Raw genomic sequence first — 15,900 nt, forward strand, 5'->3', positions numbered from 1 at the left:
TCGAGGGCCACTGACCAGGGTCAGATCTTGCGACCGGCCAGTTGCCAGTATTTATCCCGTAGCCTGCGCTTGAAAATCTTGCCCGAGTCTTCCCGGGGCAGATCCTTGCCGGTCTCGATCGTTCTGGGCACTTTGAAGCCTGCAAGGTGCTCTCGCAGATAAACCCTGACTTCATCAAGGGAAATACTATCCTCGCTTTCGACTTCCAGTACCGCCATCACGGCTTCCCCGAACTCTTCATCCGGCACCCCGAACACTGCACAATCCTTGATACCCGGATAGTTGTGCAAGACTGCCTCGATCTCCGCCGGATAAATATTCACTCCACCCGAGATAACCATATCCTTCACACGATCGGCAATGAACAGGAAATCGTCCTCGTCCATATAGCCCATGTCACCAGAGGTGATATGGCCATCGCGCTCGATTTCCGCCCGCGCTTCCGGCCTGCCATTGTAGGTAAAATCATTCATGGGAAAGCGCGAATAGATTTCACCGATGGCGTTTGCTGGCAGTACATTGCCATCCTCATCAAGGATGCGAACACTGGCCTCCGGTACTGGTTTACCAACACTGCCGGGTTTTGACAGTGCCTGTGCCGAGTTACAGGCAACTACAGCACCGGATTCAGTAGAACCATAGAATTCGTATATCACGGGCCCGAACCACTCGATCATCCGGCGTTTAACATCCGCAGGACAGGGTGCGGCCGCGTGAATAATAAATTCCAGAGACGACAGGTCGCACCTGTTGCGAACATCGTCCGCAAGCTTGAGCATACGGATAAACATGATCGGCACCAGCATGCCTGCCGTGAGCCGGTATTCCTCTACAAGCTGAAGCAGGCTCTCTGCATCAAAACGCGGCACGATCACCAGAAGGTCACTGATCCTGGATGCCTGCATGCTGTAGCCGTTGGGTGCACTGTGATAAAGAGGGCCTGGCACCACGCAGCGGGCGCCGGGAGCACAACCGTATACCCGTGACCGGAAATCACGCATCAGGGCCGCTTTCTCTTCATCAAGGGCAAACCGGCGAACACCTTTAGGGTGACCTGTAGTACCTGAGGTATACAGCATAGATGACAGCCCGGCCTGAGCCGGCCCGGTAATCGGCTGCTGGCCTTGAAGCCACTGGCTCCAGTTGGTCAGACCTTCCGGCACTTTGCAGGCCTGGGGATCCAGGCCGAAAGCATTCCCTACGTCCTCGTGAGTTTCCACCACCAGACACTTCACACTTTCTGGAATCGCCTCATGGATAGCTCGCCAGAGGTCGGCATGGATAACCAGAACTTTGGCACCACAGTCGTTCAGAATATAGGTCAGTTCCTCTCCGACCAGATGCCAGTTGATGGGCACTGCATAGGCGCCCACATAGTTGGCAGCCTGGCTGGCTGTAAGAAAAGGGATATCGTTACGCATGAAAATGCCGACACAATCTCCCGGCTCGACACCCATGCCTGTGAAGCCCGCTGCAGCACGGCGGACATCGTTCTGGAATGCTTCGTGGGTCAGATGCCTGCTGCCACAGACAATACCTTTGAACGTACTTCTATCAATTGTTGTAGTGGTCACTGTCTGAGCTCCTGTGACCAGCCGGTCAAATGGTGTGACAAAATTAACGGCCGGTATACTGCGGTTTGCGCTTTTCATTAAAGGCAGTGACGCCTTCTACCCAGTCATCCGCCATGACGCTATCCCCAAAGGTTTCAGCCTCGGACTGCAACTGCTGCTCAAGGGAATTTTCAGAGGATTGCAGAATCAGCTTCTTGATATTGCCCAAAGCTCTGGATGGCCCCTTCGCCAGCCGTTCTGCCAGCCTGCGGGTTTCCGACTCAAGGTCCGCTCCAGGCACAACCCGATTGATCATGCCTATATCTTTGGCTTCTTCAGCGGTGAAGCGGTCCCCCAGGAGCGCAATTTCCATGGCTTTCTTGGTTCCGACCAATCTTGGCAGATAGTAAGTAGCCCCTCCATCCGGACTGCTTGCAATGTGGCTATAGGCCAAAGTGAAGAAAGCGTCTTCGGCAGCCACAACCAGGTCGCAGCTCAGGGCCATGCTGACACCAGCGCCCGCAGCTGCTCCTCGCACGCTGGCGATAACAGGTTTGTTGAGCCTGCGCATTGTGTACATGAGGCCATTGAGATTGGCGTGAATCCGGTTAACGAACGTCAGCCGTCGCTCTACCGGAGTCAGACTGGCGAACTCCATGAAGGACTTGACGTCGCCTCCAGCCATGAAATGTTCGCCTGCACCTCGCAGGACCACACACCGGACTGACTCGTCAGATTCCAGGGACTGAAAGGTCTCCAGTAGCTTCTTGCGCATATCCAATGAAAGTGCGTTTCTAACCTCTGGACGATTCATTGTCAGGTAAGCAACACCGTTTTTTGTTTCGTATAGAAGATGGCTCATTTGTTATTGTCCTCATGCTGTTTCGTCCGATTAGCCCAGGTTCAGCCAGGAACGCTTTAAGCGCCTATTGCTTCCAGTTGTTCCTTACTGAACCCCAGTTCAGCAAAAACTGACTCCGTATCAATTCCCAAAGCCCTGGCCGGATGACGAACCTCCGGCGGAGTCCTGCTGAAGCGGGGAGCCGGGGCCGGCTGCGTCATGTCGCCTACCTTCACATAGGTTTGCCGGGCCAGGTTGTGCGGATGCCCCTGCGCCTCCTGGATATCAAGTACAGGCGCAAAGCAGATATCGGTTCCTTCCATCAGGTCACACCACTGATCCCGGGTCTTTGTCAGGAAGACTTCACTGATCACCTGTTTGAGTTCCGGCCAACGCTGATTATTGAGCTGGTCAGCAAACAGATCCTGCGGCAAACCCGCCACATCCAATAGCTGGGCATAGAACTGAGGCTCGATCGAACCAATTGAAATGTACTTGCCATCAAGGGTTTCGTAGGTGTCGTAGAAATGCGCGCCACCATCAAGCTTGTTGGTGCCCCGCTCAAGAGAGTATGTCCCCATGGCATGAGCTGTATGAAACATGGACATCAGAATGGCGGAGCCGTCGGTCATGGCTGCATCGATCACCTGCCCTTTTCCTGACGTCCGGGCCTCCAGGAGCCCCGCAACCAGCCCAAGTGCCAGGAACATGCCGCCGCCGCCAAAGTCACCTACCAGATTAAGTGGCGGCACCGGTTTTTCTCCGGCACGACCCACTGCATTAAGGGCACCGGTCAGAGAGATGTAGTTGATATCGTGGCCGGCCGCATGAGACAGAGGGCCAAACTGGCCCCAACCGGTCATGCGACCAAAAATCAGTTTTGGATTGCGGGCGAGACACTCGTCCGGGCCAATACCCAGTTTTTCGGTTACGCCAGGGCGGAAACCTTCGAACAGGGCGTCGGCGCTTTCCACCAGTTTCAGCAAAGCCTCTACGCCAGCCTCGCTCTTGAGATCCAAAGCAATGGAGCGTTTGCCCCTGCGACTGCAATCCAGTGCCACATCTGGCGCACTGGCACCGAGGCGCTCTACGCTGATTACTTCGGCACCCATATCGGCCAGTACCATGCCGCAGAATGGTCCCGGACCAATGCCGGCCAACTCGATAATACGAAACCCGTGCAGCGGTCCCATTTGAACACTCCTTTTCCGCAGGGGTTCTGCGGTCTTTGTTATTATTTAAAGGATTTTTACTGGCCAGAACCTGCCACAATTTTCTGGTCGAACAATCGTGCGATCTCACCAGCAGACAGGTTGAGGGTTTCCGCCAGAATTTCCTCAGTATGTTCACCCAGGGCCGGCGCGGGCCGAACTGGCTCCTGCTCTAACGAGGTAAAGCGCAATGGGTTATCAGGCATCAGGTATTTACCAATACCAGGTTGCTCCACCATCTGAAACAACGGGTTATCCACTGAGCAGTCCACGTCGTTTTCAACCACTTCCCGGACGGTCTGGTATTTCCCCCAGCAGGCTCCGGCATTGTCCAGTTCTGTCGCCACCTGCTCAAAACGGCGGGCAGCAAACCAGGGGCGGAAAATCCCGGTAATACCATCACGGCCTTCGTAACGATCGCCTTCCTTACGGAAGTCCAGTCCCATACTCTGCTGAAGAGCGGTAATTTCTGCTTCAGTTCCCGTCACTTCCACCAACGCCCGCCAGTGATTCGGGCTGACACCCACCACCATCACCCGCTCGCCATCAAGACACTGGAAGTCATGTCCGTAAGTGCCGTAAATGTCATTACCAATGGCCTCACGATCCGTACCATTTATCATGGTTTCAGCGATATAGCCGAGATTGCCAAGGGTCGCCAGTGCTACGTCCGCCAGGGCAATACGCACTAATTGTCCCTGGCCTGTGCGGCTGCGATGGCGTTCGGCCGCCAGCAACCCAAGGGCGATTTGCTGACCGGTGATAACATCCCAGGCTGGCATGGGGTTGTTCAGCGGAGGAATCTCACCGCTCTTCCCTACCCCTGTAAGCGCCGGGAAACCCACTTTGCAGTTGACTGTGTAATCAAGGGCTCCACGACCATGGCGGTCGCCAATCAGATTGAGATAAATCAGATCTTCCCGGTGCTCTTTCAACCGGTCATAGGACAACCAGCCTTTGGCGGGGAAATTGGTCAGAAACATACCGGCTTCATCACCCGGAGCGGCAATCAGCCGGGTCAGCAACTCCTGACCTTCGGGCCGGCGGAAGTCCACCGCAATGGAGCGCTTGCCCTTATTCAGGCTATGCCAGTAAAGGCTTTTTCTGTCGGCTGTCACCGGCCAGCGGTTGTAATCGATACCGCCACCAATGGGATCAAAACGAATAACGTCCGCTCCCAGTTGAGCCAATGTCATACCACCGGACGGCGCAGCCACGAAAGCGCTGCCTTCAACGATACGAAGCCCTGAAAGAATGTTCTGCATGATGTTCAGTTCCTGACTGTCAGCTGACTTCGGCGTATCCGTTATTGATCACCACAACATCCCGCTCGGTCACTCGACAGCGGAAAGCGACTTCATTGCCGTTGCGCCAGATTTCAGTGCGGATAGTCTCACCCGGGTAAACAGGGGATGAGAACCTCAGCCGAATACGGTGGAACCTGGCCGGATCGTAATCACACAGGGTCTTCAGAATAGCGTGAGTGGCTACCCCGAATGTGCACAGACCATGCAGAATCGGCGCTTTGAAGCCGGCAGATTTTGCTACCGACGGGGAAGCATGCAGCGGGTTATAATCTCCGGACAACCGGTAGATCAGTGCCGACATGGGGAGGGTTGGCAGATCACAGATCATATCCGCCTCACGTTCAGGAATCGGATCCGGCTTGGGTGAAGGTACTGACGGGCCACCAAAACCACCATCACCCCGGGCTATGGTTGTGCTGATCAGGGTACACAGGTCTTCACCAGTAGCAGCATCACGAACTGTTCGTTCTGAAAGGATCAGGGCACCTTTGCCCTCTCCCTTGTCGACGATTTCGTTTATTTTAGTCGTAGCTTCAACCGTTCCGGATGCAGGCAGGGGTTTATGTATGATCATTTCCTGGCCTGCGTGAAGGATCTTCACCCAGTCGATCCCTGTATCCGGCTCTTTCGCCCAGAAACCGGGGTATGCCAGTACATTGGCCATACTCGGCATAGCCTTAAGGCCATCTTCGTAGACAAATCTCAGGCAGTCTTCATCAAGAGGGTCTATACCCAGCCCCACACCCAATGCATACAGGATCGTGTCTTTCTCGGTATAGGTGTGCTCAAGACGCTCGAACTTGCGGTTCATCAGCTTATCGTAATCGATGGCCACCGTGGCGCTCCTTTTATTATTACTGTATAGGCCAAGTCAGGCATCCGGCCCCAACAGGCCGGATGCTGTTCCTGAGTCAGACAAGGATCAGAACGGATCCCAGCTGAATACGTCCGCAGAGCGGCTCAGGGGATAAAAATCCGCTTCAAAGGCAGGCAACACCCGGCTCAGAACCGTCTCAGGAGTCCAGCCGTCAGACGTGTGCGCAGACCGGAACGGGCGTGGCTGGCTGAACAGGAAGATCTCGTTATTACGTACGCCAAAGATCTGACCTGTCACGTTCCTGGCCTGATCACTGCACAGGGACACAGCCAGAGTAGCGATCTTGTCTGGTGTCATCTGCTGGATCTTGGCTACGCGTGCCTTCTGAGCTTCATCATCTGTAGGGATGGTTCCGATCAGACGACTCCATGCGAATGGTGCGATACAGTTAGAGGTTACCCCGAAACGCTGCATGTCCAGCGCCATGGATTTGGACAGACCAACAATACCCATTTTGGCGGCAGCGTAGTTGGCCTGGCCAAAGTTACCAATAAGGCCAGAGGTGGACGTCATGTTGACGAAAGTACCGCTGCCCTGTTCACGGAAAATCGGGGCTGCAGCGCGGCTTACGTTGAAGGTTCCCTTCAGGTGTACCGCAAGCACTGCGTCAAAATCTTCCTCAGTCATCTTGTGGAAAATCACGTCACGCAGGTTACCGGCATTGTTGATCACGCCGTCAAGGCGCCCAAAGGTATCGATAGCCGACTGTACAATTTTCTGACCACCTTCCCAGGACGTCACGCTGTCAAAGTTTGCAACAGCGTCACCGCCGGCAGCTTTGATTTCATTCACCACTTCCTGAGCCGGGGTGGCATCGTTACCGGAACCATCGGCATTACCACCGATATCGTTAACCACTACCCGGGCACCTTTTTCTGCCAGCATCAGTGCAGTCGCACGGCCAATACCACGGCCGGCTCCGGTAACCACGATAACTTTGCCTTCCAGAAGTTTTTTATCGCTCATGACACCCTCCTACAGGTCTCTTATTGTCTGATTATTGATTTATTGGAGCAGTGAAACACTGCGGGACAATCAGGTCTGGTACGTCCGCCATTCAGGCGTTACTCACCAGGTTTCTTGCAATAACTTTAAGCGCGAGGGTTTCTTCGGCACCCTCAAAAATAGACAGCACCCGGGCATCGACAAAATAACGGCTCACCGCGGTTTCTTCGGCATACCCCATGCCGCCATGAATCTGCATCGCTTCGCGGGTAACCCACTCAGCCGCACGACAACTGAACAACTTCACCAGGCTTGCTTCCATCTGCCCGGCTCCATTGTCCATCATGCGCGCAACTGCATAGCTGAACTGACGAGAGGCCGTCAGGGTTGCCATGATCCTCCCGAGTTTTACCCGGGTAAGCTGATAGTCGCCCACAGGGCTACCAAACACCTTGCGTTCACGGGAGTAACTCAAAGCCTTCTCAAAAGCTGCCTGCATTACTCCGGTTGCCCGCGCTGCGGTCTGGATACGACCACCGGAGAAGCCGGCCATGGTGAAATAAAAGCCTTTTCCACGGCCATTCTCCTCACCGATCAGTCGGTCAGCAGGTACAAAGTAGTCCTCAAAAAAAACATCATAGGAATGCATACCACGGTAACCCAGAGTGGCAATCGCCTTGCCCTGAATCACTCCGCCCCGGGGTTGCTGGTGACGGAATTCATGGCCCGCAACAGGCGGTTTTTCCACCAGAAAAAGGCTCAGCCCTTTGTGCCCCAGCGCTGAATCCGGCTCAGTACGGGCCATTGCCAGCAACAAACTGGCCTTGCCGGCAAAGGTACACCAGGTTTTGCTGCCATTGAGCACCCAGCCACCTTCCACAGGCGTAGCCCTGAGCCCCAGCGATGCGACATCAGAACCGTAGTTCGGTTCGGTAATTGCAATGGCACACAGTTTTTCGCCTGATGCTATTTGGGGCAGCCAGGTCTCCTGCTGAGCCTGTGTACCACCCTGCAACAACGCCTTGGCTGCGATTTCGGGACGGGTAATCAGAGAACCCGCAGCACCCAGAGAAGCTTTTGAAAGTTCTTCTGTAACCACAATCATGCCAAGGCTGTCGTCATGATCGTCTGGCTGCAGCCCCCCGAAACGCTCGGGAATACTGATGCCAAAACAACCAAGTTCTGCCGCCCGGCTCAGAATGTCATCAGGAATATCGAGATCTTTACGGTGGATTTCCTCCGCCAGTGGCGCAACAACATCCGCACCAAAACGTGCAAACATGTCGCGGACCATTTCCTTGTCTTCACTTAACAGACTCGGCAAACGACTGCTGCCACGTTCGGCAACAGCTGTTCCGATAGCAGCGAGAAACTCAGCGCTGCCGTAGCGGGCACTCATGTTGCGGATGTCAGTGGCACCATAGAGTGCAGATACTTCCACAACATCCAGCCCCAGATCCGCTGCGCGGGCAACCAGGCGCTGGAGAACGGAACCGACGGCTTCAGCGGTGAACGCAAGTGCGGTATCCGTCGCAATGGGATCAACATCACCCAGCTTACGTGCGTATGAGCACAGCTCGCGGGCAGCGCCCAATTCAGCAGTACAGAAAGCCAGTTCGTAACAGCCGAGCTGATGATCGTCCAATAGCTTCCCGTCCAGCGTGTCATTCACTGTGCAGGCCGCCCGGAGATACTTCAGTGCCTGACGGACAAATGGCTCAACCGTATTAATGCTACTGCCTGCCAGTTCAAGAGCTGCTGCCTGTTCACCGAGACTCATGCTAAACCTTCCTGACTCTTAGAATTCTGTGAAGATAACCGGGGCCGCCCTTTCAGTGCGGCCCCGGATAAACAGCCTTACTCGTACCGACCGATAATCGAGATACTGCAGATATTCTGGTGCGGGAAGCCCCCCAGATTGTGATTCAGAGCCAGTCGCGGATCCTTCAGCTGGCGCTTGCCCGCCCGGCCATGAAACTGCAGGTAATTTTCATAGATCATCCGCATGCCAGAGGCACCAATCGGGTGACCAAAACACTTGAGGCCGCCGTCAATCTGACAGGGAATACGACCGTCCGCATCAAAGTCGCCATTCAGCACATCCCAAACAGCCTGACCTTCATCCGAGAGTTGCAGGTCTTCCATGGTGACCAGTTCGGTAATCGAGAAGCAGTCGTGCACCTCTGTCATATCGATCTCTTCACGAGGCTTGCTGATACCTGCTTCGTTGTATGCATTCTGCGCAGCAACTCTGGTGGTTTGCAGGTATGAACCATCCCACTTGCTGAAGCCGGCCTCTTCACCGTTGGAAGCAGCCAACTGCAAGGCTTTAACGGAAACCAGATCTGCCTTGCCAAGGGCGCGGGCAATCTCTGGTGTGCAGACAATGGCACAGGCAGCACCATCACTTACACCACAGCAGTCAAACAGGCCAATGGGTTCCGCTATGTAAGGCGCATTGATTGCCTGTTCTTCAGTTATTTCACGCTGCAGGTGGGCCTTGGGATTCTTCGCGCCATTGGCGTGACTCTTCACGGAGATATGAGCCATGGCCCGCTTGAGGTCAGCTTTTTCTATGCCATACTTCGCGCGGTAACCACTGGCAAGCTGGGCGAAAGCGCCTGGCGCAGAGAGGTTCGGCCAGTACATGTCGTTTTCAACACCGCGAGTACGCTGGGGCAAGCCTCCGTAACCAACATCCTTCAGCTTTTCGACACCCAGAGCCAGGGCGATATCACAGGCACCAGATGCTACGGCATAGACTGCACCGCGGAATGCCTCAGTACCGGTCGCACACATGTTCTCGACCTTGGTCACCGGTATGTTCGGCAGACGCAATGCTATGGACAACGGCATTGCACTGGAACCAACATTGGAAGCATCAATACCGGCACCAAACCATGCCATCTGAATCTGGCCCTTTTCGATACCCGCATCAGCCAGCCCTTCTTCAAATGCCTCAGACATCAGATCAGCCGGGCTCATATCCCAACGCTCACCAAATTTGCTGCACCCCATTCCGAGGATCACTACCTTATCTTTGATTCCACTAGCCATTTTTATTCACCTGTATTCGCTGCGTGTGTTATTGCTGGACCGGGGTAGCCTTCCAGAAGTACTTCCGGAACCCCCGCTGGTTATCGAACTGCCGGATACGGAAGTGCAAGGAAACCTCAACCCCTGTATCCATGCCACCAGGCTCCACTTCGGTGAAGTCCATCATCAGTCGACCGCCGCCTTCAAATTCCACCAGGCCAAAGTAGGCAGGAGGATTCCAGTCAAACGTCAAACGGTCAGCCGTCCAGGTCATCACACGCCCTTTAGCGTTTGCCATCGGGTGATCATCCTGACTATCCAGGGCGCCACACTCAGGGTTAACACAGTATTTTTCCTTGGGAATCTGAACCGTGCCGCAGCTGCGGCATTTGCCACCGATGAACCCGGTGAGCAAGTCCTTGCGCCGATACATGGCCGCCAGATAGCTCTGCTTGTCCAGCTCTCCACGCTTGCCAACCTCACGATCCACCAGATTGTTGAAACTGAGGAACTTGTTGTAGTTGGTGTCTTCGCGACGGCGGGCCAGTGCGCCACCGAAGCCCGTTTTCGGTCGTTTTCCTGCGATAGCATCAGTTGCCCGCAACAGTACCGCGTCGGTGCCCTGACCAAACCCGGTCAACAGAATCAGATCACCGGCTTTTGCCTTCTCCAGCACGCTGGTAAGCAAGAGCACAGGATGAGCCACGCCGGTCACACCTATGCCACCAATGTGGTTATCGGCAACCGCATCTGCAGCAATTCCTATAGCCTTGGCAACCGCAGCCGGAGTGCGGGCCTGATCAGAAGCCAGTACAAAATGAGCAATCTCGGAAGCCTTTACACCGGTTTTTTCCAGCAGGCGGGACACCGCCAGTGGCACACTCTTCATATAACCTTCGTCACGGATCCAGCGCTCTTCCCACTCGTAGTCGATGGTGGAATCTTCACCCCTGTAGTGGTCTACAAAATCGGTCACGTAGGTTTCGCTGCCCAGATACTCGGCAATCACGTCTTCATTTCCAACCGCGATAGCTGCAGCACCATCGCCCCACAACATCTCGGCACGGGAGCCACACTTGCTGCGACGGTGCTCAGAGGCAAGCAACAGGGCGTTGCCCTTGCCAGAAACGCCGGCTTCCAGCATGGAGATCAGCGCAGAGGTTGCAGCACGCTGGGAAGCGGCAACATCCATAGTGCGCAGACTGCTGCCCAGGTTCAGCGCCTGACTCGCCACAACCGAGTTCTGGCGATCAAGAAATGGCAGGGTGGTCGACGCCAGATACAAGGAAGTGACAGAGGCTGTTCCCAGGGCCGACAAACAATCCTGACCGGCTTCAACAGCCATGGTGATGGTGTCTTCATCCCAGTTGCAGACACTGCGCTCACCCTTGGCAAGGCCGCGCAGACTGGCATCAAACCAGTCATTGGCGTCGGCGATGGCAGACTTCAGCAGGCGGGTCCGGGGAATGTAGGCACCGTAGGCGGTAATACCAGACATGTGATTTCCTTCCTTTCTTGTTATGCAATCCCAGCAACTCTCGATTGTTGGCGGCCGGAATTGCCAGATTAATAGCCGGGTTAGAGAGAGCGGGCGATAACCAGCTTCATGACTTCGGAGGCGCCACCATAGATTCGGCGGACCCGGGCATCGACAAACATACGGGCGATCGGGTACTCACTCATGTAGCCGTAGCCGCCGAACAACTGCAGACACTTATCGACCACCACACCTTCGTTCTCGGTGGTCCACAGTTTGGCCATAGCACCTTCTTCTGGTGTCAGGGTGCCTTCTGCACATTTTTTGATGCACTGATCAAGATAGGCCCAACCAACTTCCAGATTGGTCTTGAGATCAGCAAGGGTGAACTGGGTATTCTGAAAATCGGCCAGTGCCTGACCGAACATCTTGCGTTCTTTAACGTAGGCGTTGGTGACATCAAAAGCACGCTGGGCTTCAGCCTGGGCCCGACAGGCAATGGTGATTCGCTCGCGGGGTAACTCACGCATCATCATGGTGAATCCCTCGCCTTCCTTGCCAACCAGATTGGAAACAGGCACACGAACATCCTGGAAGAACATTTCAGAGGTATCCGCAGCCTTCTGGCCAATTTTGTCCAGATTGCGGCCGCGCTCAAAGCCCGGGCGATCAGCTTCTACAATGATCATACTGATGCCACGAGCCCCCTTTCCGGGTTCGGTGACACATGCAAGAAGAACGAAATCAGAGTTCTGCCCGTTGGTAATGTAGGTTTTCTGGCCATTGATGACGTACTCATCACCGTCACGGACAGCTGAGGTACGGATGGCCTTCAGATCGCTACCGGCCCCTGGCTCGGTCATACCAATTGAGGCAATCACTTCACCGGCAACCATCCCCGGCAACCACCGGCGTTTCTGTTCTTCAGTACCTGCGTTCATCAAGTAGTACGCGACGATATCCGCACTCACCGAAAAGCCAACACTGGCACCACCAATGGCATAACCCGTTTCTTCTGACAGCGCCATGTTATAGAGAAAGTCGGCTCCCGGGCCTCCGTACTCTTCAGGTACACCACAGCACAGAAAACCGTTCGCGCCCGCTTTACGCCAGAAGGCTTTGGGTACGATGCCATCCTTTTCCCACTGCTCGATATTGGGTTCGAGTTCTTCGCGGAAAAACCGGCGTGCGTTCGCTCGGAACAGCTCGTGATCGCTGCTATAGATAGAACGGTTTTGCATAAATTTAACCCTCGTTGATACGTTTGATCAGGTGTGATTCCGAACATCAGTCACCCTGAGCAGGATGCAGCGGAGCCCGCAATGTGCGGGGAAACCGGATGTGAACAACCGTATCAGCAAGGAAAAACTACAGCAATTATATACTTTTTATATCTGCCATCTTATTTAGGCATACCTTAGCTGGACAATTACCCTTATGCCTTTCCGACAAAAGTGATATAGAGTATGGGAAATGAATACTTTAATGTTATAGAAGAGAACCTGTCATGGCCTTCAACCTCAACATCGACTTACGCCAACTCAACACCTTTCTGACTGTTGCCGATACGGGCAGTTTCAGTCGCGCCTCCGAAAAACTCTTCGTGGCGCAACCAGCATTAAGCCGCCAGATTCGGATGCTGGAGGAAGCTCTGAATGTAGACGTTTTCGTTCGTCACGGGCGCGGTGTGGTCCTCACAGCGGCAGGGGAACTGCTCTACGAAAGAGCCCGGACATTGCTGCAGAGCCTTGAACGAACCCAGGCCGACGTCACCGCCGTCGCCGGCGAGGTAACCGGGCAGGTTGTGCTGGGTTTACTTCCAACGGTAACTCACAGTTTTTCAGGCACCATCGTTGAGCAATACCGCAAACAATTTCCTCAGGTTCATCTTGCGGTCCGGTCCGCCATGAGCGGCACTCTGCAACAGATGGTCATGCAACACCGGGCTAACATTGCCATCACCTATAACCACAGCAACCACAAAAACCTGCGGTACCGGCCACTGATAGAAGAACGGCTGTATCTGATTTCGCCAACCAATACCAAGGTATCCAACCGCTCCGAGATCACACTTGAAGAAGTACTGGACCTTCCATTGGTCATGCCAGAAGAAAAACACGGCCTGCGGGTGGCTATGGAGAAGCAGGCTGCAGAGCGTAAAAAAAGCCTGAATGTTGCTCTGGAAGTGAGTGCATGGCCTATGCTGACAGACATGGTACGTCGTGGCCTGGGCTACACCATTCTTTCCTCAGCCGCCGTTCATGATATGACTCAGCGCAACGAAGTCGTCGCCGTCCCTATTACATCCCCGGAAATCAAACGCTCCCTGTCCCTTGTCACACCTACTGACCTGCCATCCTCCGTGGCCACTACAAAACTGGCGGAAATCATCATGTTGCAAGTAGCCGAGCAGGTAAAAGCGGGCACCTGGAAGGGCGAGCTTCTCTTCAACCCCAAGGACATAAAACAATCGGCCATCGATACTGGCACTACTGAAAATACCAGCAAAGCACAGGAAATCATCGAGTAACCTGCGTCATCCAGGGCGGAACGCCAAACCTGTGATATACCGAAAACGCATAGGACTTATCAAATTTGGATAATTGTTGGGATCAGGGTCTGCTGCTAGCGTGTCTCCTGCCGTGCAACGGCGAGTGACACTGCTGGCACCAAGGCAGAAATAAAAACCAGTCCAAGCCAGCGGACGTAATTCCAACAAAAATCTTTGAGACAGGTACCCCTATGTCCACGAATAAACTAGCACTGGCAGTAAAGGCAGCAACAGCGGTTCTCGCACTCGGAATGGCGAGCCAGGCATCTGCCATCAGCTTCAAAGCTGGCGATGTAGATGCAAGTATCTACGGCTATACCCGCCTGAGCATGACCTACGACATTGACGAGGACCTTGCCGGACCAGCCCAGGAAGGCCATTTCACCAAGATCACCGGCTCTTCTGCCACCGGTCACTTTGGTGCCAGCGCAAACCAGAGCCGTATCGGTATCCGCCTGACAAACCCTGATGGCGTAAAAGTGAATGTAGAAGGTGACTTCTACGCTGGCACCTTCCGCCTGCGCCATGCTTACGGCGCGTATAACGGTATTCTCGCGGGCCAGACCTGGTCTAACTACACCAGCTTTGTTGGTAACACCTCCGTGCTGGACTTCCAGGGCCCCGCCGGTAACGCTGGCCTGCAACACCGCCAGGCTCAGTTGCGCTACACCACAGGCAAGCTATCGTTTTCTGTGGAAGACCCCAAAGGCGACCTGAACACCGGCAATGGCCTGGTTGCCAAGGACAGTTCGCCGGTTCTGACTGCCCGCTATGAATCAAAGTTTGATGGCGGTGCTTTCTCGGTTGCAGGTCTGACAAAACAGAATTCCCATGACAACGGCATTTCGGATGACTCCGCCATTGCCTATGCAGCCTTCGCAGCAGGTAAGATTGCCCTGGGCGACAGCGTTACTTTGCAAGGTGCCGTCAATTACACCAACGGAGCCAACAAATACCTGTACCAGTCCAATGCCGATGATGCTTACCTTGATGGAACCGGAGATCTGGAAAACATTTCCGGTTACGGCGGCAGCCTGGGCGTCAGTTTCAAAATGAACGCAGGCAGCAGCATCAACGCCGTAGTAGGCATGACCAAAGTAGACTGGGATGACGCTCTGGCTGATGGTCTGGCTGTAGGTGGCGAGTCAGAAACCAACCGCAACATCCTGGTAAATTACCAGTGGGTTCCGGTGAAAAACGTGAAAATGGGTGTGGAACTCAGCAACTGGTACACCGACCGGGTTAATGGCACCGATGACGATGCCACCCGCATTATGTTTGCGGCCCAGTACAACTTCTGATCAGCACACAATCTCGAGGCCCGGATCAGCAGAATCCGGGCCTTTACATGTGTATTCCCCCGGGGCCCGCTCCTGACAACTGCGCCCCGAAAATGTAACCGAGGGAGGTCCGGTGCCGCCCTGCACTTTCAACGGAGATTTAGATGAAGGTTTTGGTCGCGGTTAAACGCGTTATCGACTACAACGTAAAGGTCCGCGTCAAGCCGGATAATACTGGCGTTGATCTCGCCAACGTAAAAATGGCAATGAACCCATTCTGCGAAATCGCTGTTGAAGAAGCGGTTCGCCTCAAGGAAAAAGGTGTTGCCAGCGAAATCGTAGTGGTATCCATTGGCCCCAAAGCCTGCCAGGAGCAGGTCCGTACCGCTCTGGCACTGGGTGCTGACCGTGGTATTCACGTTGAAACCGACGAAGAAGTCCAGTCTCTTGAAGCGGCCAAGTTGCTTAAGGCCATTGTTGAGAAAGAAGAGCCGAAACTGGTCATTCTCGGTAAACAGTCCATCGATTCCGATAACAACCAGACTGGTCAGATGCTGGCTGCACTGACGGGTATGGGGCAGGGCACCTTTGCTTCAGAAGTGGTTGTTGAAGGTGAAAAAGTCAATGTAACCCGTGAGGTAGATGGTGGTCTGATGACCCTTTCCCTGAATCTGCCGGCGGTTGTAACCACAGACCTGCGTTTGAACGAGCCGCGTTACGCGTCTCTGCCAAACATCATGAAGGCCAAGAAAAAGCCACTCGACGTATCGAGCCCGGCTGATCTGGGTGTTGAAATTGCACCACGCCTGACCACTTTGAAAG

Annotated in this window: 13 protein-coding genes; 3 read left to right on the plus strand and 10 right to left on the minus strand. The window is 54.4% G+C overall.

The features are described 5' to 3' along the window. Nucleotides 1–20 precede the first annotated feature (20 nt). From DS878_RS03950 to DS878_RS03995, 10 genes are all read right to left on the minus strand, one after another. Nucleotides 21–1,574, minus strand: coding sequence for an acyl-CoA synthetase (locus tag DS878_RS03950; protein WP_222837433.1), 1,554 nt, complete (start codon nt 1,572–1,574; stop codon nt 21–23). Between the two features lie 43 nt (nt 1,575–1,617). Then, the gene (locus DS878_RS03955; protein ID WP_113814630.1) at nt 1,618–2,415 is read right to left on the minus strand and encodes an enoyl-CoA hydratase/isomerase family protein; all 798 of its coding nucleotides are present in this window, start codon (nt 2,413–2,415) and stop codon (nt 1,618–1,620) included. 56 nt (nt 2,416–2,471) lie between these two features. After that, nucleotides 2,472–3,587 carry a CaiB/BaiF CoA transferase family protein gene (locus DS878_RS03960; RefSeq protein ID WP_113814631.1) on the minus strand — a complete coding sequence of 372 codons (1,116 nt, stop codon included), beginning with the start codon at nt 3,585–3,587 and terminating at the stop codon, nt 2,472–2,474. Between the two features lie 56 nt (nt 3,588–3,643). Beyond that, nucleotides 3,644–4,870, minus strand: coding sequence for a CoA transferase (locus tag DS878_RS03965; RefSeq protein WP_113814632.1), 1,227 nt, complete (start codon nt 4,868–4,870; stop codon nt 3,644–3,646). 19 nt (nt 4,871–4,889) lie between these two features. Next, the gene (locus DS878_RS03970; RefSeq protein ID WP_113814633.1) at nt 4,890–5,747 is read right to left on the minus strand and encodes a MaoC/PaaZ C-terminal domain-containing protein; all 858 of its coding nucleotides are present in this window, start codon (nt 5,745–5,747) and stop codon (nt 4,890–4,892) included. Nucleotides 5,748–5,834: 87 nt separating this feature from the next. Further along, entirely contained in the window at nt 5,835–6,755 is a 921-nt protein-coding gene (locus DS878_RS03975) for an SDR family NAD(P)-dependent oxidoreductase (protein ID WP_113814634.1), read from the minus strand. 91 nt (nt 6,756–6,846) lie between these two features. Continuing rightward, nucleotides 6,847–8,514 (minus strand): acyl-CoA dehydrogenase family protein, encoded by a 1,668-nt coding sequence (locus DS878_RS03980; protein WP_113814635.1) that lies wholly within the window; start codon nt 8,512–8,514, stop codon nt 6,847–6,849. Nucleotides 8,515–8,591: 77 nt separating this feature from the next. Next, complete coding sequence (locus DS878_RS03985) at nt 8,592–9,791, minus strand: acetyl-CoA acetyltransferase (protein WP_113814636.1); 1,200 nt, start codon at nt 9,789–9,791, stop codon at nt 8,592–8,594. A gap of 28 nt (nt 9,792–9,819) precedes the next feature. Further along, nucleotides 9,820–11,268, minus strand: coding sequence for a 3-oxoacyl-[acyl-carrier-protein] synthase III C-terminal domain-containing protein (locus DS878_RS03990; RefSeq protein ID WP_113814637.1), 1,449 nt, complete (start codon nt 11,266–11,268; stop codon nt 9,820–9,822). Nucleotides 11,269–11,348: 80 nt separating this feature from the next. After that, a complete protein-coding gene (locus DS878_RS03995) occupies nt 11,349–12,488 on the minus strand; it encodes an acyl-CoA dehydrogenase family protein (RefSeq protein WP_113814638.1) in 1,140 nt (379 codons plus the stop codon). Between the two features lie 266 nt (nt 12,489–12,754). Between DS878_RS03995 and DS878_RS04000 the strand changes: the two genes are divergently transcribed. The 3 genes from DS878_RS04000 to DS878_RS04010 all read left to right on the plus strand — a co-directional run. After that, nucleotides 12,755–13,777: a LysR family transcriptional regulator gene (locus DS878_RS04000; protein ID WP_113814639.1), complete on the plus strand. Its 1,023-nt coding sequence runs from the start codon at nt 12,755–12,757 to the stop codon at nt 13,775–13,777. A gap of 212 nt (nt 13,778–13,989) precedes the next feature. Continuing rightward, on the plus strand, nt 13,990–15,099 hold the full coding sequence (locus DS878_RS04005; protein ID WP_113814640.1) for a DcaP family trimeric outer membrane transporter: 1,110 nt from the start codon (nt 13,990–13,992) through the stop codon (nt 15,097–15,099). A 143-nt stretch (nt 15,100–15,242) separates the two neighbouring features. Next, on the plus strand, nt 15,243–15,900 hold a 658-nt coding region (locus tag DS878_RS04010; protein ID WP_148707062.1), incomplete at its 3' end, for an electron transfer flavoprotein subunit beta/FixA family protein.

The organism is Marinobacter sp. F3R11 (genome assembly GCF_003318275.1).
In the GTDB taxonomy this organism is placed as follows: domain Bacteria; phylum Pseudomonadota; class Gammaproteobacteria; order Pseudomonadales; family Oleiphilaceae; genus Marinobacter.